The sequence below is a fragment of the Nocardioides sp. zg-1228 genome (assembly GCF_017086465.1).
Taxonomy (GTDB): Bacteria; Actinomycetota; Actinomycetes; order Propionibacteriales; family Nocardioidaceae; genus Nocardioides.
Genome location: NZ_CP070961.1, coordinates 3,182,498 through 3,203,156, shown reverse-complemented (window position 1 = coordinate 3,203,156; position 20,659 = coordinate 3,182,498). Strand labels below are relative to the sequence as shown.

Below are 20,659 nucleotides of genomic sequence, written 5' to 3'. Positions count from 1 at the left end.
AGCGTCGCCCCATGAGCCCTGCACCCACTCCCTCGCGCTCCGCGCTCGTCGTCGGGGCGGGCGTCGGCGGCCTGACGGCGGCCGTCGCCCTGGCCGCCCGCGGCTGGCACGTGCGCCTGGAGGACGTGCGCGACACCGTGGACTCCCGCGGGGCCGCGCTGGGCCTCTGGCCGGCGGCCTGGCGTGGCCTCGAGGACGTGCACGTCACGCCCGGACTCGGCGAGGCCCACCCCTACCGGGCCGCCACCATCCGCTCGGTGGACGGGCGGGTCATGGGCCACCTGCCGCTCGGGCGCATCGAGAAGAGGGCCGGCGCGCCCGTGCGCCTGGTGACGCGGCCGGCGCTGATGGCCGAGCTCGTGTCCCGCGCCCGGGCCGCAGGTGTCGACCTCGCCCTCGGGACGGCGTTCGGCGGACCCGACCGGATCACCGGCCACGACGTGGTGATCGGGGCCGACGGCATCAACAGCGTCGTACGTGGTCACGTGGCGGGTGTCGTGCGCCCGCGGAGCCTGGGAGCCGAGGTGTGGCGGGGGTCCTGCGACGGCACCGTCGGGCACTGGGGCGAGATCTGGGGGCGCGGGATGTTCGCCGGCGTCACGCCGGCCGGGACCGGCCGGACCAACTGGTACGTGCCCGTCGCCGACAGCGCGCCCGTGTCCTCCTTCCGCGACCTGCAGGACCGGCTCGCCGGGTGGCCGGCAGAGATCAGGGACGCCGTCGCCCGGACCGACCCGCCCGCCCTGCTGCGGCACCCGCTCCACGACCTGCCGCCCCTGCCGGCCTACTCGCGCGGCCGGCTCGTCCTGGTCGGCGACGCCGCGCACGCGATGGCGCCCAGCCTGGGCCAGGGCGCGTGCCAGGCCGTCCTCGACGCCCTGACCCTGGCCAGGCTCCTCGACGAGGACGACGTGGTCCCGGCGCTCGTGCGCTACGACCGGGTGCAGCGGCCCGTCGGCGAGCGGCTCGTGCGCCGGTCCAGGCGGCTGCTGGCGCTCCAGCTGTCGCCGCGGTGGTCACCGGTGCGCGACCTCGCGCTCCGCGTCACGGCCCCGGTGAGTCCGCGCTGGGCGTGACGGCGGAGTCGATCCACGGCGTCACGTCCGTCCTCCCCAGTGGATGGTCCGGGTCGGTGCGCCCTCCCTACGGTGCCGTGATGGATGACCAGCACCTCCACACCCACGATGACGAAGGAGCACGATGATGCGCGCGACCTACCGGATCCTGTCCGCCGCCCTCCTCGGGTCGGTGGCCGTCCAGATCTTCCTTGCCGGGCGCGGGATCGGCACCGGCTCGTTCGCGCCCCACCGGGGGTTCGCCTACGGCGTCCTGGTGCTCGCGCTGGTGACGACGGTGGCGGGGCTGGTGGCCCGGGCGCCCCGGCGCGCGGTGTCGTGCACCGCCGGCGCGTTCGCCCTGATGTTCCTGCAGCCGGTGCTCGTCCACCTGGGCAAGTCGGCGGGAGCCGACGCCGGCGGCGGCCTCTTCTTCGGGCTGCACGCCCTCAACGCCGTAGTGATGGTGTCCCTGCTCGTCGTCGCCCTGCGCCAGCCGTCGCCCCGGGGGCGGCCGACCGAGGAGAAGACGGCCCGGGCGCGGGAGGGTGCCGCGTCGTAGCCACTTGTCAGGCGTCGTCCTCCCGACGGGGGCCGGGCGGGAGCCGCCAGAAGTCCCCGTCGAGCCCCCGCTCGTCCAGCAGGGCCTGCTGGTGCTCGCGTGTGGGGCGCCGGAAGTCGGGGTCGAGCCGGTCGGCGTACCAGTCGCGGGCGAGGTCCCACACCGTGACGGCGGACACGACCCGTCCGCGGCCCGGTGCGTGGGCCGCCGTCCACCGGTCGGCGTGGTCCCGCGAGCAGAACATCCGGATCGCCGAGCACGTCGCGACGACGTCGTCCCACCACTCGGGCGCCGGTCGCGGGAAGCGGACCACGAGGTGCTCCGGGGGAGGGGTGGCCGGGCCGGCCGGGACGGACAGGGAGGCGGAGCAGTGCGGGCAGGTCGTGTCGACGCGTACGTCGAGGCCGAGGGCGGCACTGATCCCGAAGGAGTCCCACGCACATCCGCCCCACCACCGTCGGTCGTCCCCCTCGCCGAGGGGGGTGACGACGAACCCCATCGGGGAGGCGGCGAACGGGTGCGCCATCCGGATGGAGTCGCCGGCCCCGTCCAGGACCAGCAGGTGGGCGTCCGCGAGGTCGCCGAGCAGCTCTCGCACCTGGCCGGGCGGCGCAGCGGTGCTGCGGGCGAGCTCGGCAAGCGTCGGGGCCCGCCCCTCCCGCGCGAACGCCTCGAGCGCGAGCAGGCGCAGGCGGCGGCCCTCGGCGCTGCTCGTCGGGTCGGGTCGACCGTGCTGCTCCATGGACGGTCCTGCGCTTTCGTCGTCGTTGCCGGTCTCACGAGCCGACCCCGCCGACGCTAGGTCGTCCGCACGACTCCCGGAGTCGTCGTGGGGCGACCTGCGCGTCGCAGCCGCGCGTCCCTGCGCTTCGTCGGGACCGACAGCCCTCGGCATTCGTCGTTCCGGGGTGAGGCCGCTCCAGTACGTTCCGGGCATGAGAGCGATCGTCCAGAGCGGCTACGGATCTGTCGACGACCTCACCCTGGGCGAGGTGCCGGTGCCGGAGCCGGCCCCGGACGAGGTGTTGGTCAGGGTCCGGGCGGCGTCGGTGCACCCGGACGTGTGGCACGTCGTGGCCGGCCGACCCGCGGTGCTCCGCCTCATGGGCTCCGGGATCAGGACGCCTCGCGAGCAGGTGCCGGGGACCGACGTCGCCGGGGTGGTGGAGGCCGTGGGCAGCGCGGTGACCCGGTTCGAGCCGGGCGACGAGGTCTTCGGAGAGACCGTTCGCGGTGTCCAGTGGCGCAACGGCGGGGCGTTCGCCGAGTACGCCACCGCCCCTGAGGAGGGGGTGGCGCTCAAGCCGTCCAGCGTCAGCTTCGAGGAGGCGGCCGCCGTGCCGACCGCCGGCCTCATCGCGCTGAGCAACCTGCCCCGACGTCGGGTGCCGGCCGGGTCGAGAGTCCTGGTCAACGGCGCCGCGGGCGGCGTCGGCGCGATGGCCGTGCAGCTCGCTAAGGTGTACGGCGCCCACGTCACCGGGGTCGACCACACGAGCAAGCTCGCCCTCGTGGGCTCCCTCGGCGCGGACCGGGTCATCGACTACACGTCCGAGGACTTCACGCGTAGCGGCGAGCGGTGGGACCTCGTCTTCGACGTGCCCGGAAACCACTCCTTCCGGGAGATCCGCCGCGCACTCGACCCGCGAGGCAGCTACGTCCTGATAGCGCACGACGCGTTCGGCGCGACCGGGCACCGCTGGCTCGGCAGCATCCCGCGCGTGCTCGGACTGGTGGCACGCTCGGCGGTGTCCCCCCAGTTGCGCGGCGGGTCCTTCGCAGCACCCGACAAGAGGGCGCTGATGGGCACGCTCGCGGGCTACCTGGAGGCGGGCCAGCTGCGGGTGGTGGTGGACCGGACCTTCCCCCTGGACCAGGCGGCCCGAGCGATGCGCCACCTCATGTCCGGCCAGCCGGTGGGACGAGTCGTCCTCCGCATCGACGACTGAGGCACGGCGTCGATCGCCGCAGCTGCTCCTCAGGCGGTCTCGGGGAACTTCACGCCCGTGTTGGCGTGGCAGCGGTAGCCGAAGGGGTTCTTGGCCAGGTACTGCTGGTGGGGGTCCTCGGCGTAGTAGTACGGCGTCTCGCTGGCGGGGCGGATCTCGGTGGTGATCTCGCCCAGGCCGCGGCGGGCGAGCTCGTCGCCGTAGACCTTGGTCAGCTCGCGGGCAGTCTGCTCCTGCTCGGGGGTGGTCCAGTAGATCGCCGAGCGGTACTGGGTGCCGACGTCGTTGCCCTGGCGCATGCCCTGGGTCGGGTCGTGGATCTCGAAGAACTTCTTCAGCAGGTCGGCGTAGGAGACGACGGAGGGGTCGAAGACGACGCGGATCGCCTCGGTGTGGCCGGTCTGTCCGCTGCAGACCTCCTCGTAGGTCGGGTGGGGGGTGCTGCCGCCGGCGTAGCCGACCGACGTCGACCAGACGCCGGGGATCTGCCAGTAGACCTCCTCCGCGCCCCAGAAGCAGCCCAGGCCGAGGATCGCGACCTCGTGCCCCTCGGGGACCTCGTCGCTGACGACGGGGGTGTGCAGCACCACGTGCTCGCCCAGGGTCCAGGGCTGCTGCTCACGCCCCGGGAGCGCCTGGTCGGGGGTGGGCAGGGTGGTGGGCTTGCCGAAACCGAACATGGCTCCAGTGTCGCTCGCGAGGCAAGGGCCGCGCTGTGGCAGGCGGCGCGTACGTGGTTCTACGCGGTCTAGACGTCGTGCTGTCCCCGATGTGCCCTCCCGCGCCGGGGGAGGACCGTGAGGTCTCCCAGCTCATCCTGCGCAAGGGAGATCCCTGATGTCCTCACGTCGATCAGTCAAGCAGCTCCTCGTGGGCGCCCTCGTCGGTGTCGTGGTCGGGGGCGGCCTGATGGCCGTCACCCCCGCCGGCGCCGAGGTCAGCAGCGCGGTCGCCACGCAGTGGAAGAAGGTCTGGAAGAAGGAGCTGCGGCCCCTGGCCGACAAGCGCTACCGCACCAAGAAGCAGAGCGACGCGGCCTACCAGCCGAAGGGCTCCTACGAGCCCGCCGGCTCGGGCTACTCCAAGGGTGAGAGCGACGCCAGGTACGCCGGCGCGGGGGCGTCCTACACGAAGGCGGAGAGCGACGCGCGGTACGCCGCGGCGCCCGGCCTCCTCCGCGGCGTCTACCTGCACCAGGTCGCGCCGGGCACGACCCTGCTGAGTCAGTCCGTCGACTTCGGCTTCACCCTCGCCACTCCGCCGGAGGCGCACTACATCGGAGTCGGGGCCCCGGTGCCGGCAGGCTGCTCGGGATCCGTGGCGGCCCCCAACGCGGCGCCCGGCCACCTGTGCGTCTTCGAGAGCGGCTCGGCCAACGTGGGCGGGAAGGACGTCTTCAACCCGGGGACCGTGACCGCTGGGTCCGCCGCCTACGGGGCGACGATCGTCGGCTCGCAGACGAACAGCGCCACCACGGCGTGGTTCCGCGGGACCTGGGCGATGCGCCCGGGCTCGCCCGTCGTGAGCGCGGGCTTCGCTGCGTCGGCGCCCGCAGCGGTGAACCGCGGCGTCGAGGGCGACGCCGCGGCTCCCTGAACGACCAGCAGGACGGCACCACACCCAGCTCCGCAGTCCCCGGGCGGGGCCCCATCCCCGCGCGGGGACTACGCTCGCCGGGTGACCCAGGAACGCGCCAACAAGGCCGGGTTCGAGACGCGTGCGATCCACGCCGGCTACGAGCCCGACGCGATGACGGGGGCGGTCAACCCGCCCATCTACGCCAGCAGCACCTACAAGCAGGACGGCGTCGGAGGACTGCGCGGCGGCTACGAGTACAGCCGCTCCGCCAACCCCACGCGTACGGCACTCGAGGGCGCGCTCGCGGCCGTCGAGGACGGCGAGCGGGGCTTCGCCTTCGCCTCCGGCCTCGCCGCGGAGGACGCGATCATCCGGGCGCTGACCCGGCCCGGCGACCACGTCGTCATCCCCGACGACGCCTACGGCGGCACCCACCGGCTGTTCGACAAGGTCGCCAAGGTGTGGGGCACCGACCACAGCTCGGCGTCGGTCGCCGACACCGAGGCCGTGGCCGCGGCGATCGAGCCCGGCCGCACCAAGCTGGTGTGGGTGGAGACCCCCACCAACCCGATGCTCACCGTCGGCGACATCGAGGCGCTCGCGCGGGTCGCCCACGACTCCGGCGCGCTGCTGGTGATCGACAACACCTTCGCCTCGCCCTACCTCCAGCAGCCCCTGACGCTGGGCGCCGACGTGGTGGTGCACTCCACGACCAAGTACGTCGGCGGGCACAGCGACGTCGTCGGGGGAGCGGTGGTGGTGCGCGACCTCGAGCTCGCCGAGAAGATCGGCTTCCACCAGAACGCCATGGGTGCGGTGGCCGGCCCCTTCGACGCGTTCCTCACCCACCGCGGCCTCAAGACCCTCGGCGTGCGGATGGACCGCCACTGCGACAACGCGGAGCGGATCGTCGACTTCCTCGACGGCGACGAGCGCGTCGACCAGGTGATCTATCCCGGTCTCGCCGCGCACCCCGGCCACGAGGTCGCGGCCCGCCAGATGAGGCGCTTCGGCGGGATGGTCTCCTTCCGCGTCGCCGGCGGCGTCGAGCGGGCCCTGGCCGTCTGCGAGCGCGCCGAGGTGTTCACCCTCGGGGAGTCCCTCGGCGGCGTCGAGTCGCTCATCGAGCACCCCGGGAGGATGACCCACGCCAGCGTCGCGGGCACCGACCTCGAGGTGCCCGACGACCTGGTCCGGCTGAGCGTCGGCATCGAGAGCGTCGACGACCTGCTCGCCGACCTCGACCGCGCCCTGGGCTGAGGCGTGCCCCCTCCCGACGCGGCGGAGACCCGCGTCGTCTGCGTCGACTTCGGGTCGACCTTCACCAAGGCGGCGCTGGTCGACGCCGCGACGGGGGAGCTGCTCGCGACCGCGAGCCACCCCACCACCCTCCCCGACGCCGGGGGTGACGGCGACGTCCTCGACGGCTACGACGCCTGCCTGGCGGCGCTGGCCGAGCAGGACCCCGGTGCCATCGATGCCGACGTCCTCGCCTGCTCGTCGGCCGGCGGCGGGCTGCGGATCGCGGTCGTGGGCAACGAGGAGCTGGTCACCGCCGAGGCGGGCCGGCGGGTCGCCCTCTCCAGCGGCGGCAAGGTCGTGCTCGTCCTGCACGGCGGCCTCGACGCCACCGGGCTCGAGCGGCTCCGGGCCGCCGAGCCCGACGTCGTCCTGCTGGTCGGCGGCACCGACGGCGGCAACGCCGAGGTGCTGGAGGGCGACGCCCGGTTCCTGTCCGACGTCCCGTGGCCGGGACCGGTCGTGGTGGCCGGCAACGTCGAGTCGCAGCCGGTGGTCGCCGAGCTGCTCGCCGCCTCCGGCACGCCCCACGTCCTCGCCGACAACGTCGTGCCGCGCATCGGGGTCCTGGCTCCCGACGGCGCGCGCCGCGCCATCCGCGAGATCTTCCTCAGCCACGTCATCGGCGGCAAGCACCTCAGCAGCCGCACCGACGCGCGCGGGCGCACCTTCACCGACATGGTGCGCGGCGCCACGCCCGACGTCGTGCTCACCGGCGTCGAGCTGCTCGCGCGCGGCCTCGACGACGAGCACCCGGGCGCCGGCGACGTCGTGGTCGTCGACGTGGGCGGCGCGACCACCGACGTCCACAGCGTCGTCGAGCTCGACCCGGAGGACAGCGGCCTGGCCCGCGAGGTCGTCGCGACCACCCCGGTGACCCGCACGGTCGAGGGCGACCTCGGCATGCGCTGGTCGGCGATCTCGACGGTCGAGGCGGCCGGCCGCGACGACCTGCACGAAGCCGCCGTACGCCGTCGCGAGCGCCCCGACCTCCTGCCCGACAGCGACGCCGAGCAGGAGGCCGACCTCGCCATCGCCGCGGCCGCGGTCCGGATCGCGCTCGAGCGCCACGCGGGGCGGAGCAAGGTCGTGGTGAGCCCCGAGGGCCGGGTGGTCGAGCGCAGCGGGAAGGACCTCCGCGAGGTCGACCTGCTCGTCGGCTCGGGCGGGGCGCTGCGCCACGGCGGGCCCGACGCCGTACGACGCGTGCTGGTGCCGGCCACCGGCGACGCCTTCGAGGGCGGCTGGCAGCTGCCCCGCGCGCCACGCGTCGTGGTGGACCACGACTACGTCCTCGCGGCCGCCGGTCTGCTCGCCGCGGACCACCCGGTCGCGGCACACCGACTGTTGGGTGGTCTCAGGGCCACGGGGGGATCGGTAGCGTGAGCGACGTGAGCGATCACGGCAGGCCCGCGTCCGACGTCCCCGGCGACACCGAGGTCGAGTCGGGGCGACGCCGCTTCTTCGCCGCGCTGGCTCGCGAGGAGGACGGTCTCGCCGAGCGCATCGTCAGCCAGTGGGCGCAGGGACGCGCCGAGCGCCGGTCCGAGCCCGCCTTCACCACCGGGCCGTCCAACTTCAGCCGCGCCCAGGTGCCGTGGGGGCTCGACCTGGCCGCGGCGTGGTCCTGGCGCCTCATCGTCATCGTGGTCGCCGGTCTCGGCCTGCTCTGGACGCTGCGCTACTTCGCCGTGATCACCCTGCCGATCGCGATCGCGCTGCTGTTCGCGGCGATGGCGTCGCCGCTCGTCGTGTGGCTGCGGCGGGTCGGGGTGCCACGTGGGCTCGCGACGGGCATGGTCATGATCGTCGGGATCGGCACCGTCGCCCTGCTGCTCACCTTCGTCGGCCAGCAGGTCGCGCAGGGCGCCAGTGACCTCGCCGACTCGGTCGTCACCGGCCTCGGCCAGGTCCGCGACTGGCTGCGCACCGGGCCCCTCAACGTCTCCGACTCCCAGCTCGACGGCTACATCAAGCAGGTGCAGTCCGCCGTCTCCGGAAGCACCGGCGCCGACGGCGTGGTCACCCGCGCCACCGAGGTCGGCACGGCACTCGGACACGTGGTCGCGGGCTTGTTCATCGTGCTGTTCTCCACCTACTTCTTCCTCGCCGACGGCGAGCGCATCTGGTCGTGGCTGGTCCGCCTCGCCCCGCGGGCCGCGCGCGAGCGCGTCGACGCCTCGGGACGGGTCGCCTGGGTGTCGCTGACGCAGTTCGTGCGGGCCACGGTGCTGGTGGCGCTCGCCGACGCCATCGGCATCATGATCGTGGCCTACTTCCTGCAGGTGCCCTTCGTCGTGGCCATCGGCGTGCTCGTCTTCCTCGGCGCGTTCGTGCCGATGATCGGCGCCACCGTGGCCGGCACGGTCGCCGTGCTCGTCGCGCTGGTCGACCAGGGCCCGTGGACGGCGCTGCTGATGCTCGGCGGCGTGATCCTGGTGCAGCAGGTGGAGGGCCACGTCCTGCAGCCGTTCCTGATGGGCCGCTTCGTCTCGCTGCACCCCCTCGGCGTGATCGTGGCGATCGGGTGCGGCGTGCTGGTCGCGGGCGTCGCCGGCGCGCTCATCGCCGTCCCCCTCGCCGCGGCCGGCAACGCGGTCGCCCAGCACCTCGCGTCCTACACCGAGATCGGTGAGGAGGACCACGACGAGGCCCTCGACGAGGACATCGGGCCACCGCCCACCGAGGCCGACGAGGTCCCCGACGACGACAGCCCGCTCGCCGGCCCCGAAGCGCCCGACCCCGACGAGAAGGACCCGTCATGACCGCCCCGCAGGTCTCCCTCGCCGACATCGTCGCCGCGCGCGAGATGCTCGACGGCGTCACCGTGACCACGCCCATGGAGGAGTCACGCTGGCTCTCCGCGCTGGTCGGCGGCCCGGTCGCGCTGAAGTGCGAGAACCTCCAGCGCACGGGCTCATTCAAGTCACGAGGGGCCTACGTGCGGATGGCCCGCCTGTCCCCGGAGGAGCGGGCCAACGGCGTCGTCGCGGCCTCCGCCGGCAACCACGCCCAGGGCGTGGCGCTCGCCGCCGCCAAGCTCGGCATCCCCGCGACCGTCTTCATGCCGGAGGGGGCACCGATCCCCAAGGAGAACGCGACCCGCGGCTACGGCGCGGCGGTGGTGTTCCACGGCCGCTACCTCGAGGACTCGCTCGTCGCAGCCCGCCGGTTCGCCGAGGAGACCGGGGCGGTGCTCATCCACCCCTTCGACCACGCCGACATCGTGGCCGGGCAGGGCACCCTCGGGCTCGAGGTGCTCGAGCAGGCGCCCGACGTACGCACGGTGCTGGTGCCGACCGGCGGCGGCGGGCTGCTCGCCGGGGTCGCGATCGCGATCAAGGCGCTGCGCCCCGACGTCCGGGTGGTGGGGGTGCAGGCCGAGGGGGCGGCCGCCTACCCCGGGTCGCTCGCGGCCGGGTGCCCGGTGCCGCTGGAGTCGATGAGCACGATGGCGGACGGCATCGCCGTCGGGATGCCCGGCGACATCACCTTCGCGGCCGTGCGCGACCACGTCGACGAGGTCGTCACGGTCTCCGAGGAGTCACTCTCGCGTGCGCTGCTCGCGCTCGTCGAGCGCGCCAAGCAGGTCGTCGAGCCGGCCGGCGCGGCCGCCGTCGCGGCGCTGCTCGACAACCCGGTCGGCTTCGAGACGCCGGCGGTGGCGGTGCTCTCGGGCGGCAACATCGACCCGCTCCTGCTCGGCAAGGTGATCCGCCACGGCCTCGCCTCGGCCGGGCGCTACCTCTACCTGCGCGTGTGCATCCCCGACCTGCCGGGCGGCCTGGCGTCCCTCCTCTCCGAGGTGGGCGCCGAGGGTGCCAACGTGCTCGAGGTGGCGCACGAGCGGCTCTCACCCTCGCTGCACCTCAACGAGGTGGAGGTGCGCATCCAGCTCGAGACGCGCGGCGAGCCGCACGCCGCGCACCTGGTGCAACGGCTGCGCGAGCGCGGCTACCGCGTCGACTCCTGAGCGGGCCGGTCAGGCCCTGTAGGGCTCCGCGTCTTTCCTCGGCGTGGGTCGGTCGGAGTCCCCGCTCGAGCGGGGACTCCGACACCTGGAGGCGGTTGCAACCCCCTCCAGGTGTCGGACTACCCCACGGAGCTGGCCGGAGCACGTGCGGAGCGCAGCAGCAACGACCGCAGTGCGGCCGGGCCGCGGCAGCGGGCACCACGGGAGTACGCGCCACCGCCCGCCTCGGTGCGCCGGGGTGGCGGGCGGTGGCGACGCGCTCAGGCCTTGTAGGGCTCCGCGTCCACGATCGTGACGCTGAGCTCCTTGCCGTTGGGCGCGGTGTAGGTGACCTCGTCGCCGCGCGAGCGGCCGTTGATCGCCGCGCCCATCGCGGACTGCGGGGAGTAGACGTCGAGCTCGTCGCCCTCGCTGAGGTTCTCGCGAGCACCGAGGAGGAACTTCTCGTGGTCGCCGCCACCGAAGTCGACGGTGACGACCATGCCGGGCTCGACCACGCCGTCGTTGGGCGGGGTCTCGCCGACCTCGGCCTTGCGCAGCATGTCCTCGAGCTGGCGGATGCGGGCCTCCTGCTTGCCCTGCTCGTCCTTGGCGGCGTGGTAGCCGCCGTTCTCCTTGAGGTCACCCTCGTCGCGGGCGGCCGAGATGCGCTCGATGATCTCCTGGCGCTTGGGTCCCTTGAGGTCCTCGAGCTCGGCCTGCAGCTTGTCGTAGGCCTCCTGGGTCAGCCAGATGGTGCCCTGGTCGGTCATGTCGGTGCTCCTGCTCACGTGGTAACTGGACGAGGGTGTGCCTCAGCCGCCCTGCATGGGGTCGGTGTGGTGGGTCTTCCGTCCGATCGGAGTGGGCGCGGCGACGGACGTCGGCCAGCGCACCCGGACGGGCAGAACGCTCAGGTTAGCAAGACTGGCGCAAAAGTGCAGGCCGACGGTCAGCGCGGCCGGGGCTGGCCGGGCGCGGTGCAGCCGAGCTTCTCGACCGACGTCGCCCGGCGCTCGGTGCGGATCACGACCTCGTTGACGCCGTCGACGGGGGTGAAGGCCAGCTCGCCGACGGCCGTCTTGTCCTCCGCGAGCGCGCGTACGCGGCAGCTCGCCTGCACGCCGTCCTCGAGCTCGACGTCGACGCGGGCCCGCACCTCGTGGTCGTCGGTCACCTCGAAGGTGACGACGTCTGAGCGGACGTCGGGGCTGCCGTGGAACCACGCCGCCCACCCCAGCCAGGTGAGCCCGACGACCGCCAGGACGACCGTCAGCGCGATGGCCACGGGTCGTCCCCAGCGGGCCGGGGCGCCATAGCGATCGCTGAGGTCGGTGAGGTCGGTGGTCACGCACAGAAGGGTAAGTCCCCCCTCCTAGACTCCTCGCATGGCCCAGCCCCCCGCAGACCGGCACCCCCGCGAGACGCCCCGCGCCGGTCTCCGACTCATGCACGTGCACGCCCACCCCGACGACGAGTCGAGCAAGGGCGCGGCGTCCACGGCGAAGTACGTCGCAGAGGGTGTCGACGTCCACGTCGTCACCTGCACCGGCGGCGAGCGCGGCTCGGTGCTCAACGCCAAGATGGACCGCCCCGAGGTCTGGGACAACATCACGGAGATCCGTCGCGAGGAGATGCACCGCGCCCGCGACATCCTCGGCATCCGGCAGGACTGGCTCGGCTTCGTCGACTCCGGCTGGCCAGAGGGCGACCCGCCGCCGCCCCTGCCCGAGGGCTGCTTCGCCCTGGTGCCGCTGGAGGAGGCGACCGAGCGGCTGGTGCGCCTGATCCGCGAGTTCCGCCCCCACGTGCTGACGACCTACGACGAGCGCGGCGGCTACCCGCACCCCGACCACATCCGCTGCCACGAGGTCTCGGTGGCCGCCCACCGCGCGGCCGGCGACCCCGACCGGTTCCCCGACGCGGGGGAGCCGTGGCAGCCGATGAAGCTCTACTACCACCACGGCTGGAGCTGGGCGAAGACCAACGCCCTGCACGAGGCGATGCTCGCCCACGACCTCGAGTCGCCCTATGCCGAGCGGCTGGCCACGTGGAAGCGCGAGCCCGACTGGGACGACCGCATCACCACGCGGGTGCCGTGCGGCGACTACTTCGGCGTGCGTGACCAGGCCCTGCTCGCCCACGCCACCCAGATCGACCCCGACGGCATGTGGTTCGCGATCCCGCGCGAGATCCAGCAGAAGGTCTGGCCCACCGAGGACTACGAGCTGGTCGAGTCGACGGTCGAGACCTCGCTGCCGGAGGACGACCTGTTCGCGGGGATCCCGACACCCGCTCCCTAGGGGGGAGGTGGGACACTGGGGGCATGCTCGACCTGCTGATCGTCCTCCTCGAAGACCCCACCCCCGAGCCGACCGAGGTCAAGGCCGGCCCGCTGGGCTTCGCGGTGTGGATCTTCATGATCCTCGCGGTCGTCGTCATCGCGTTCAGCCTGGTCAAGCAGCTGCGCAAGGCGCAGGCGGCCAAGGACGCCGGCGTCTACGGCGACGAGCCCGCGCAGCGCGACGCGACGGACTCCTCCGCCGCCACCGACGAGCGCTGACCCACCCGGCCGCTCACCCCTGCCGCCGACCCGACCGTCGGCTCGGCAGCCACCAGTTCCACTGCCCGAGCAGGGTCATCGTCGACGGCAGCAGCAGGCCGCGTACGACGGTCACGTCGAGGAGCACGGCCACGCTCATGCCCACGCCGATCTCCTTGACCGCGACGAGCTCGCCCATCGCGAAGCCCAGGAAGACGATGCCGATCGCGACGGCGGCCAGTGTGACGATCGGGCCCGAGGCCGTGATGCCCTCCAGCACCGCGCGGTCGTTGACCGTGCGCGGGTCGACGGGCCGAGCGCGGCGGCGCGTCGGACGCTCCCCGGCGGCGGCGTCCCACGCCTCGCGGATCCGGGCGACCAGGAACACGTGGTAGTCCATGGACAGCCCGAACGCGAACATGAACAGCAGCAGCGGGGTGGTGACGTCGAGGGCGCCCCACGGCTCGAAGCCGAGCACGGAGGAGCCCCACCCCCACTGGAAGACCGCGACGACCACGCCGAGGGTCGCGCACAGCGAGAGCAGGTTGAGCAGCACCGCCTTGACCGGCACGACCACCGAGCGGGTGAGCAGCCCGAGCAGGAGCGCCGTGAGCAGCACGACCACGGCGACGGCCAGCGGCGCGCGCTCGGCGAGGGCGTCGCGGGTGTCGACGAGCTCAGCGGTCGGACCGCCCACCAGGACGTCCGAGCCGAGGTCGGCGGCGCGCAGCCGCCGGACCAGGTCCTGGGCGAGGGGCCCGTCGTAGTCGCCGGCCCCGTCGGGCTCCGGCTCCACGACCAGCCGGCTGAGGTCGCCGGGCACGGGGTCGAGCAGCATCACGTCGGCCACGCCCGGCAGGCCGACGATGCGGGCCATCGCGTCGGCCGTCTCCTGGGACGTGTAGGGCGCGTCGACCAGCACCGTGACCGGTGTCGCGACCTGCTCGGGGAAGCCGCGCTCGATCGCCGACTGGACCTGCCGCGGCTCGCTGTCCGCGGGCAGTGAGCGGGCGTCGGAGTTGCGCAGGTCGAGCGACAGCAGGGGTGTGCTGAGCAGGAGCAGCAGGGCCGTGGCGCCCAGCAGGACCGGCCACGGTCGGGCCAGCGCGAGCCGGGCCAGCCGCGGCAGGAGCGCGTGCGCGCTCGGGGTCCCGCCGAGCACCCGGCGGGGCGCCGGGGCGGCGATCCAGGGGTGGGCGACCGCGACCAGCGCGGGGGCGAGGGTGAGCCCGGCCAGGGTCGCCGCCGCGACGGCGACGAGACCGCCGACGGCCATGGGGGAGAGCGCCGGATCGCCGACCAGCAGCAGGCCCGCCAGCGCCGTGCCGACCGTCAGGCCCGAGACGAGCACGGTGCGTCCTGCCGTGGCCAGGGTGGTGCCGAGCAGGTCGGCGGTGCCCGTGCGTCCCGGCGCCGCGGCCCGCTCCTCGCGGAAGCGTCCGAGCACCAGCAGGGCGTAGTCGACGGCCAGTCCGAGGCCCAGCAGCGTGACGACGTTGACGGCGTACTCGCTCACCGCGCTGACCCGCGCCAGGCCGGCGAGCGCCAGCAACGCGACGGCGACCGTGCCGAGCGCGGTGACCACCGGGAGCAGGCCGGCCACGAGACCGCCCAGGACGAGCGCCAGCACGACGAGCAGCACGAGCACCGCGACGCCCTCGCCCCGCGCGGCGTCCCGGATCGCCTGCTCGGCGAAGGCCTCCTCGGCCAGCAGTGGGCCGCCCACGAGCACCTCCGGCACGGCGACCTTCCGCAGCGTGTCCTCCACCCGCTGGACCGCCGCCCGGGCCCGCTCGTCGTCGACCGTGGGATCGATCTCCACGGTGACGACCGTGCCGGTGCGGTCGGGCGCCACCAGGTCCTGGGCCCCGGTGGTCCACGGGTCGCGCACCTCGACGACGTCGGGCAGGTCGCGCACGTCGTGCAGGACGCGGCTGGCCTGGTCGATGAGGTCGATGCCGTAGATGTCCGCCCCGGACAGCACGGCGACCACGAGCTCGCCCTCCGGGTCGTCGGCCGCGAGCCGCCGCTCCAGCTGCGCCGACTCGGCCTCGGCGCGCAGCGGGTCGGGGGTCCGCGCGAGGTCGAAGACCGATCCCCCGAGGACCGCGCCCGCGACGGCCAGGGCCGCCCACGCCGCGAGGACGACACGTCGCCACCGGTGGAGCAGCCGTCCGAGGTCCGCGAGCACGAGCGCGACTGTAGCCACCCGCCGCGCTTCTGACGATTGCCGGTCAAAAGTTGTTCACAAGGCGTCGGATGCGCCCTAGGGTGAGCCACGTCACAGCTCTCCCGGCGTGCGTCGTGCCGTCGGGCTCCCAGGAGGTCCCGGTGTCGAAGTCCGTCGTGCTCCACCCGCGCTCGCGCGCCGCCCGCACCGGCTCACGTCGCCGTTCCCGCTGGGGCGCCGGCGCCCTGGCCGTCACCGTGGCGGCCGGCCTCACGGCCGCGATGCCGAGCGCGTCGGCGGTGCCCCCGGGCGACGAGGCGGGGGTGACCATGCGCGCCTTCCAGCTCGGCCAGTCGATCTCCGAGCTGTGCACGCTCAAGTCGGGGCAGACCCCCAACGTCGACCAGCTCGAGCCGGTCGTCGACTGGGCGAGCCCGGCCGACTTCGGGGGCCTCGAGGACAACTTCGTCGTCGAGGTGCTGGCCAACCTCTCCATCGAGGAGCCGGGGACCTACGAGTTCCGGCTGGTCAGCGACGACGGCTCGCGGCTCACCATCGGCGACCAGGTCGTCGTCGACCACGACGGTCTGCACGGCGACACGGCCAAGGACGGCTCGATCACCCTGGGCGCCGGGGCCCACCCGCTGCGGATCGACTACTTCGAGGCCGGCGGCGGCGAGCGCCTGACGCTGTCGTGGCGCAAGCCCGGCGAGCCGGGCTTCACGGTCGTTCCCACCTCCGCCCTCAGCACCGAGGCCAACGTGACGCGGGTGACGGCCCCCGGCTTCAAGTACTGCGAGGGCCAGAGCGACTCCGCCGGCGACGGGCTCCAGCTCGACGGCCTCAACCCCGCCTACGACCTCGTCGACCTGCGCCCCGCCGGCTTCGAGCCGCAGGTCACCGGCCTGGAGTGGGACGGCGACGACCTGCTCGTCCTCACGTGGGGCGGCAACGGCAACGACCAGGGCAACGTCGAGCTCGGCGAGCTCTGGCGCCTCGAGGGGGTCGAGGACGCGACCTCCCCGGCCGACGTCACCCGCACCCGGATCGCCGGCGAGCTCAAGGAGCCGCAGGGCATCGCGGTCGTCGACGGCGAGATCTACGTCTCGGAGAAGACCGGCCTGGTCAGGCTCACCGGCGAGGACCCCCAGGGCGTCTTCCAGACCCGGGACGAGATCGCGGACTACCCGTTCGACGGCAACTTCCACGAGTTCGGCTTCGGGATGCTCTACCGCGACGGCAAGTTCCACGTGAACCTGTCGGTGTCGATCAACCTCGGCGGCGCGACCACGGTGCCCCAGGGCTCCCACGACCGCGGCACCCACATCACCATCGACAGGGAGACCGGCGCGATCGACGTCGTCGCCGGTGGCCTCCGCACCCCGCACGGCATGGGCTGGGGTGCCGACGGCGAGATCTTCGTGACCGACAACCAGGGCGGCTGGCTGCCCGCGTCCAAGCTGCTGGAGATCAAGCCGGGCGAGTTCTACAACCACTACACCACCGAGCCGGACGGCAGCCCGGGTCGCTTCGACGACCAGCCGGTGACCAAGCCGGTGCTGTGGATGCCGCAGAACGAGATCGCCAACTCCCCGAGCACCCCCATCGTCGTGGAGGAGGGCCCCTACGCCGGCCAGATGTTCATCGGCGACGTGACCTACGGCGGCCTGCAGCGCGCCGACCTGGAGAAGGTGGACGGCCGCCACCAGGGCGCGCTGTTCCGGATGACCCAGGGACTCGAGGCCGGCGTCAGCCGCGTCCTCGCCGCCCCGGGTGGCTCACTCATCGTCGGAGGCCTCGGCGCCGGCGGCAACTGGGGCCAGACCGGCAAGCTGCGCTACGGCCTGCAGAAGCTCGACCTGAGCGGTGACGTGCCCTTCGACATGGCGTCGATGGACGTCGTCGAGGGCGGCTTCGAGATCACCTACACCGAGCCGCTGTCGGCGCAGACCCTGACCGACCTGGCGTCGAAGTACCAGCTCGAGCAGTGGCGCTACCGCGCCACGGCGCAGTACGGCGGCCCCAAGCTCGACGAGGAGAGCCTCATCGTCACCAGCGCGACGGCCAGCGACGACGGCCGCACGGTCACCCTCCAGGTCGAGGGCATGAAGCCCGACCGCGTCGTGCACCTGCGCTCGCCGCGCCCCTTCGACTCGGCGTCCGGCGAGACGCTGTGGAGCACGGAGGCCTGGTACACCCTCAACAGCTACCCCGGCTACGTCGCGCCGGACCCGGAGCCCGCTCCGGACGGCATCTACGAGCTCGAGGACGGCGACCTGTCCGGCACCGCCGGGGTCGCCACGGAGCACGCGGGTTACACCGGCTCGGGCTTCGTCGACGGCATCCAGACGGTCGGTTCGGGCACCGCGGTCGAGGTGGTCGCCCCGAGGGCCGGCGCCTACGACCTTCAGATCCGCTACGCCAACGGCCCCAACCCGCAGCCCAACCAGGCCAAGAAGATGAGCCTCTACGTCGGCGAGGAGCGCCAGCAGATCACGCTGCCGCCGTTCGCGGACTGGAAGACCTGGGGCACCCTCACCACGCGGGTGACCCTCCCGGCCGGCGCCACCCGCGTCGAGCTCGCCTACGAGCAGGGCGACGACGGCAACGTCAACCTCGACCACCTGAAGGTTGTGGACCCGACCGGGGGCCGCGTCGAGGCGGAGGACGGCACCATCACCGGTGACGGCAACCGCGTCCAGACCGAGCACGCCGGCTACAGCGGCACGGGCTACGTCGGCGGCTTCGAGAACGACGGCACGGCCGTGACCTTCGACGTGATCGCGACGCGGGCCGGCTACCACGCGATCAAGCTCGGCTACGCCAACGGACCCAACCCGCAGCCCGACCAGACCAAGGCGATGTCGCTCTACGTCGACGACGTCTTCGTCAAGAAGCTGTCGCTGCCGCCCACCGGCATGTGGAAGGACTGGGGCAGCATCGAGGACCAGATCGAGCTCGAGGCCGGGCTCAACGTCGTACGCATCCAGCGTGACGCGGGCGACAACGGAAACGTCAACCTCGACTACCTCGACCTCGGTGCCCGCTCGGCCTGCGCGCCGGGCGAGACGCCCGGTGCCGACGACGAGTTCGACGGCGACACCCTCGACACCTGCCGGTGGAGCACCGTCCTCAACAAGACCTCGAGCGGCGTCGCCGTGACCGAGGGGCACCTGCGCATCAACGCCCAGTCCGGCGACCTGTCCAGTGGCGCGGTCGACGCCAAGAACGTGATCCTGCAGGACGCCCCCGCCGAGGGCAGCTGGGCGGCCACGACCCAGTTCACGATGACCGGCACCGACGACTACCTCCAAGGTGGTCTGGTCGCGTGGACCGACGCCCGCAACTACGCCAAGCTCGTGGCGATGGAGAAGCCCGAGGGCACGTGGGTGCTCGAGCTGGGCCGCCGGATCAACGGCGAGATGGTCTACGCCAACGCCGACCTCCCCGGCGGGACCGCACCCGAGGACCTGCAGCTGCAGATGGTCTCGACCGGCTCCGCCGTCCAGGGCCGGTGGTCGACCGACCAGGGCGCCACCTGGACGTCGATGGGCTCGGGCTACCCCTCGACCGGTCTGGTCGACCCGAAGATCGGTGTCGCCGCCTACAACGGCACCGGCAGCCAGGTCGGCGAGTTCGACTGGTTCCGCGTGAGCGGCGACCCGGTCGTCGAGCCGGACACCTGCGCGCCCACGACGGCCGACCCCGGCTACCGGATGCTCTTCGACGGCACCGCCGAGAGCCTCCAGGACTGGGACATGGCCGGTCCCGGGCTGTTCACCCGCGAGGCCGACTGCTCGCTGAAGACCAACGGCGGGATGGGACTGCTGTGGCACTCGGAGCCGCTGGAGGGTGACTACTCCCTCCAGCTCGACTGGAAGCTGACCAAGGACGACAACGGCGGCGTGTTCGTCGGGTTCCCCGATCCCGGCAACGACCCCTGGGTCGCGGTCGACAACGGCTACGAGATCCAGATCGACGCCTCCGACCTGCCCGACCGCACGACCGGTGCCGTCTACACGTTCCAGGGCGCCAACGCCCAGCGGGACTCGGCGCTCAAGGGCCTCAACGAGTGGAACCACTACGAGATCCGGGTCGAGGGCAAGCGGATCCGCGTCTACCTCAACGACGTGCTCGTCAACGACTTCACCAGCCCCGAGGCGGAGGACAACCGCCTGACGTGGCCCAGCTACTTCGGGCTGCAGAACCACGGCGGCGGCGAGAACGTCTTCTACCGCGACGTGCAGGTCAAGGAGCTCGCCGACCCGGAGAACGTGCCGTCGACGGTGACAGTGACGGCACCCGCGCAGGTCGAGACCGGCGCGAAGGCGCGGGTCGAGGTCGCGGTGACCTCGGCCGCGCCGGAGGCCCCGACCGGCGAGGTGGTGCTGTCCGTCAACGGCAGCGACCTGCCGCCCGCGCAGCTCAAGGAGGGGAAGGCGACCATCGAGGTCGGCCCCTTCCAGGCCGCGGGCACCGTCGAGCTGGTGGCGTCCTACGCCGGTGACCTGGCGGTCGACGCCGGGCGCGGCAGCACCCGGCTCGAGGTGGTACGGCCGACCCCGCCCGTCGTCCCGCCCGTCGTCCCGCCCTCGGTCGATCCCGTGGTCGCGGTGAAGAAGGGCGGCAAGGTCGACGCGACGCGCGACCGTCGCCGGGCCAGGATGGTGCTGAGCTGCGGGTCGGCTCCCTGCGAGGGCAAGGTCGTGCTGCGCACCCGCGGCGCGACGGGCACGCGCCTCGGCGCCGGCGCGTTCGACCTGGACGCGCGGGAGAAGGGCACCGTCACCCTCCGGCTCACCCAGCGGGCGCGTGCGCTCCTGGGCAAGAAGGCGACGGTGAAGGCCGTGCTCGTGGTCCGGCACGAGGACGGCTCCACGCAGCGCGTGAAGGTGCGCCTGACGCGGTGAGCGTGCCGGGTGGTCGGGCGCGGATCAGCGCCTGACCACCCGCACCAGGCAGTCGCGCGCCGTGCGGCGATCCTCCCCGCGGTGGGCCTCCGCCGTGGTCACCGCGCGGTCGACACGCTCGGCGCGCACCACCTCGACGTCCAGTCCGGAGAGGTCGTCGACCACGTCGGCCGCCGTCATCAGCACCGCCGGGTCCTGCGGCCCACCGGTCCCCTCGGTGAGGTTGGTCGAGTCGTGGGCGACGAGGAGGAACGTCCCGCCGGGCCGCAGCATGGTGACCGCGTTGCGCACCGCCCGGCGGCGGTCGGCGGCCGGGAGCTGGAGGTAGGCCACGACCACCAGGTCGACCGGGGCGGGCGGCTGCCAGGTGGTGGCGTCGGCGCAGACCCACGTCACGTCGAGGCCCTCGGCCAGCCGGGCGCCCTTGTCGAGGGCGACCTGCGAGAAGTCCACCGCGGTGGCCGACCAGCCGTGCGACGCGAGCCAGATCGCGTTGCGCCCCTCACCGGCGCCGAGGTCCACCGCGGTGCCGGGCGGCAGGTCGGCGAGCTCGGCGGCCACGAGCCGGTTGGGCTCGCGTGACCACACCAGCTCGCTGGCCGCGTACCGCTCGTCCCACGCCTGTGCGTCCATGGGGTCAGC

The 20,659-nt window shown here is 73.3% G+C and carries 17 protein-coding genes; 11 read left to right on the top strand and 6 right to left on the bottom strand.

Going from position 1 to position 20,659, the window contains the following annotated elements:
• Nucleotides 1–11 precede the first annotated feature (11 nt).
• Together JX575_RS15385 and JX575_RS15380 are read left to right on the top strand one after the other, a co-directional pair.
• Nucleotides 12–1,076: an FAD-dependent monooxygenase gene (locus JX575_RS15385; protein WP_186340459.1), complete on the top strand. Its 1,065-nt coding sequence runs from the start codon at nucleotides 12–14 to the stop codon at nucleotides 1,074–1,076.
• Between the two features lie 127 nt (nucleotides 1,077–1,203).
• Nucleotides 1,204–1,617 (top strand): DUF6220 domain-containing protein, encoded by a 414-nt coding sequence (locus JX575_RS15380; protein ID WP_186340460.1) that lies wholly within the window; start codon nucleotides 1,204–1,206, stop codon nucleotides 1,615–1,617.
• A 7-nt stretch (nucleotides 1,618–1,624) separates the two neighbouring features.
• Here JX575_RS15380 and merB read toward each other — a convergent pair whose 3' ends face one another.
• A complete protein-coding gene (merB, locus tag JX575_RS15375) occupies nucleotides 1,625–2,359 on the bottom strand; it encodes an organomercurial lyase (protein ID WP_186340461.1) in 735 nt (244 codons plus the stop codon).
• Between the two features lie 193 nt (nucleotides 2,360–2,552).
• Between merB and JX575_RS15370 the strand changes: the two genes are divergently transcribed.
• Nucleotides 2,553–3,566, top strand: a complete 1,014-nt coding sequence (locus JX575_RS15370) for an NAD(P)-dependent alcohol dehydrogenase (RefSeq protein ID WP_186340462.1) — start codon at nucleotides 2,553–2,555, stop codon at nucleotides 3,564–3,566.
• 29 nt (nucleotides 3,567–3,595) lie between these two features.
• On the opposite strand, the gene msrA is transcribed toward JX575_RS15370, so the two are convergent.
• On the bottom strand, nucleotides 3,596–4,246 hold the full coding sequence (msrA, locus tag JX575_RS15365; RefSeq protein ID WP_186340463.1) for a peptide-methionine (S)-S-oxide reductase MsrA: 651 nt from the start codon (nucleotides 4,244–4,246) through the stop codon (nucleotides 3,596–3,598).
• A 157-nt stretch (nucleotides 4,247–4,403) separates the two neighbouring features.
• Between msrA and JX575_RS15360 the strand changes: the two genes are divergently transcribed.
• The 5 genes from JX575_RS15360 (at nucleotide 4,404) to ilvA (ending at nucleotide 10,416) form a co-directional block, all read left to right on the top strand.
• Nucleotides 4,404–5,162: a hypothetical protein gene (locus tag JX575_RS15360; RefSeq protein WP_186340464.1), complete on the top strand. Its 759-nt coding sequence runs from the start codon at nucleotides 4,404–4,406 to the stop codon at nucleotides 5,160–5,162.
• Nucleotides 5,163–5,243: 81 nt separating this feature from the next.
• Nucleotides 5,244–6,404, top strand: a complete 1,161-nt coding sequence (locus tag JX575_RS15355) for a cystathionine gamma-synthase (RefSeq protein ID WP_186340465.1) — start codon at nucleotides 5,244–5,246, stop codon at nucleotides 6,402–6,404.
• A gap of 3 nt (nucleotides 6,405–6,407) precedes the next feature.
• Entirely contained in the window at nucleotides 6,408–7,829 is a 1,422-nt protein-coding gene (locus JX575_RS15350) for a glutamate mutase L (RefSeq protein WP_186340466.1), read from the top strand.
• Nucleotides 7,830–7,834: 5 nt separating this feature from the next.
• Complete coding sequence (locus JX575_RS15345; RefSeq protein ID WP_241005196.1) at nucleotides 7,835–9,208, top strand: AI-2E family transporter; 1,374 nt, start codon at nucleotides 7,835–7,837, stop codon at nucleotides 9,206–9,208.
• Nucleotides 9,205–10,416, top strand: a complete 1,212-nt coding sequence (gene ilvA / locus JX575_RS15340; protein ID WP_186340468.1) for a threonine ammonia-lyase — start codon at nucleotides 9,205–9,207, stop codon at nucleotides 10,414–10,416. Before JX575_RS15345 ends, ilvA begins: the two co-directional genes overlap by 4 nt.
• Nucleotides 10,417–10,676: 260 nt before the next feature.
• Here the strand turns inward: ilvA and greA are convergent, their stop codons facing one another.
• Entirely contained in the window at nucleotides 10,677–11,168 is a 492-nt protein-coding gene (gene greA / locus JX575_RS15335) for a transcription elongation factor GreA (protein ID WP_186341193.1), read from the bottom strand.
• A 179-nt stretch (nucleotides 11,169–11,347) separates the two neighbouring features.
• Nucleotides 11,348–11,746 (bottom strand): DUF4307 domain-containing protein, encoded by a 399-nt coding sequence (locus tag JX575_RS15330; protein ID WP_186340469.1) that lies wholly within the window; start codon nucleotides 11,744–11,746, stop codon nucleotides 11,348–11,350.
• 37 nt (nucleotides 11,747–11,783) lie between these two features.
• On the opposite strand from JX575_RS15330, the gene mca reads away from it, so the two are divergent.
• Nucleotides 11,784–12,698: a mycothiol conjugate amidase Mca gene (gene mca, locus JX575_RS15325; RefSeq protein WP_186340470.1), complete on the top strand. Its 915-nt coding sequence runs from the start codon at nucleotides 11,784–11,786 to the stop codon at nucleotides 12,696–12,698.
• A 23-nt stretch (nucleotides 12,699–12,721) separates the two neighbouring features.
• Nucleotides 12,722–12,958 (top strand): hypothetical protein, encoded by a 237-nt coding sequence (locus JX575_RS15320; RefSeq protein WP_186340471.1) that lies wholly within the window; start codon nucleotides 12,722–12,724, stop codon nucleotides 12,956–12,958.
• Between the two features lie 13 nt (nucleotides 12,959–12,971).
• On the opposite strand, the gene JX575_RS15315 is transcribed toward JX575_RS15320, so the two are convergent.
• Nucleotides 12,972–15,128 (bottom strand): MMPL family transporter, encoded by a 2,157-nt coding sequence (locus JX575_RS15315; protein WP_186340472.1) that lies wholly within the window; start codon nucleotides 15,126–15,128, stop codon nucleotides 12,972–12,974.
• A 140-nt stretch (nucleotides 15,129–15,268) separates the two neighbouring features.
• Between JX575_RS15315 and JX575_RS15310 the strand changes: the two genes are divergently transcribed.
• Nucleotides 15,269–20,017 (top strand): family 16 glycoside hydrolase, encoded by a 4,749-nt coding sequence (locus JX575_RS15310; RefSeq protein WP_186340473.1) that lies wholly within the window; start codon nucleotides 15,269–15,271, stop codon nucleotides 20,015–20,017.
• A 24-nt stretch (nucleotides 20,018–20,041) separates the two neighbouring features.
• Here the strand turns inward: JX575_RS15310 and JX575_RS15305 are convergent, their stop codons facing one another.
• The gene (locus JX575_RS15305) at nucleotides 20,042–20,650 is read right to left on the bottom strand and encodes a class I SAM-dependent methyltransferase (RefSeq protein WP_186340474.1); all 609 of its coding nucleotides are present in this window, start codon (nucleotides 20,648–20,650) and stop codon (nucleotides 20,042–20,044) included.
• Between the last annotated feature and the right edge of the window lie 9 nt (nucleotides 20,651–20,659).

Excerpts from the sequence above, each read along its gene's own strand:
- mca (WP_186340470.1), top strand. The coding sequence starts at position 11,784 with ATGGCCCAGCCCCCCGCAGACCGGCACCCCCGCGAGACGCCCCGCGCC.
- JX575_RS15370 (WP_186340462.1), top strand. The coding sequence starts at position 2,553 with ATGAGAGCGATCGTCCAGAGCGGCTACGGATCTGTCGACGACCTCACC.
- JX575_RS15305 (WP_186340474.1), bottom strand. The coding sequence starts at position 20,650 with ATGGACGCACAGGCGTGGGACGAGCGGTACGCGGCCAGCGAGCTGGTG.
- greA (WP_186341193.1), bottom strand. The coding sequence starts at position 11,168 with ATGACCGACCAGGGCACCATCTGGCTGACCCAGGAGGCCTACGACAAG.
- JX575_RS15380 (WP_186340460.1), top strand. The coding sequence starts at position 1,204 with ATGCGCGCGACCTACCGGATCCTGTCCGCCGCCCTCCTCGGGTCGGTG.
- msrA (WP_186340463.1), bottom strand. The coding sequence starts at position 4,246 with ATGTTCGGTTTCGGCAAGCCCACCACCCTGCCCACCCCCGACCAGGCG.
- merB (WP_186340461.1), bottom strand. The coding sequence starts at position 2,359 with ATGGAGCAGCACGGTCGACCCGACCCGACGAGCAGCGCCGAGGGCCGC.
- JX575_RS15385 (WP_186340459.1), top strand. The coding sequence starts at position 12 with ATGAGCCCTGCACCCACTCCCTCGCGCTCCGCGCTCGTCGTCGGGGCG.
- JX575_RS15320 (WP_186340471.1), top strand. The coding sequence starts at position 12,722 with ATGCTCGACCTGCTGATCGTCCTCCTCGAAGACCCCACCCCCGAGCCG.
- JX575_RS15360 (WP_186340464.1), top strand. The coding sequence starts at position 4,404 with ATGTCCTCACGTCGATCAGTCAAGCAGCTCCTCGTGGGCGCCCTCGTC.
- ilvA (WP_186340468.1), top strand. The coding sequence starts at position 9,205 with ATGACCGCCCCGCAGGTCTCCCTCGCCGACATCGTCGCCGCGCGCGAG.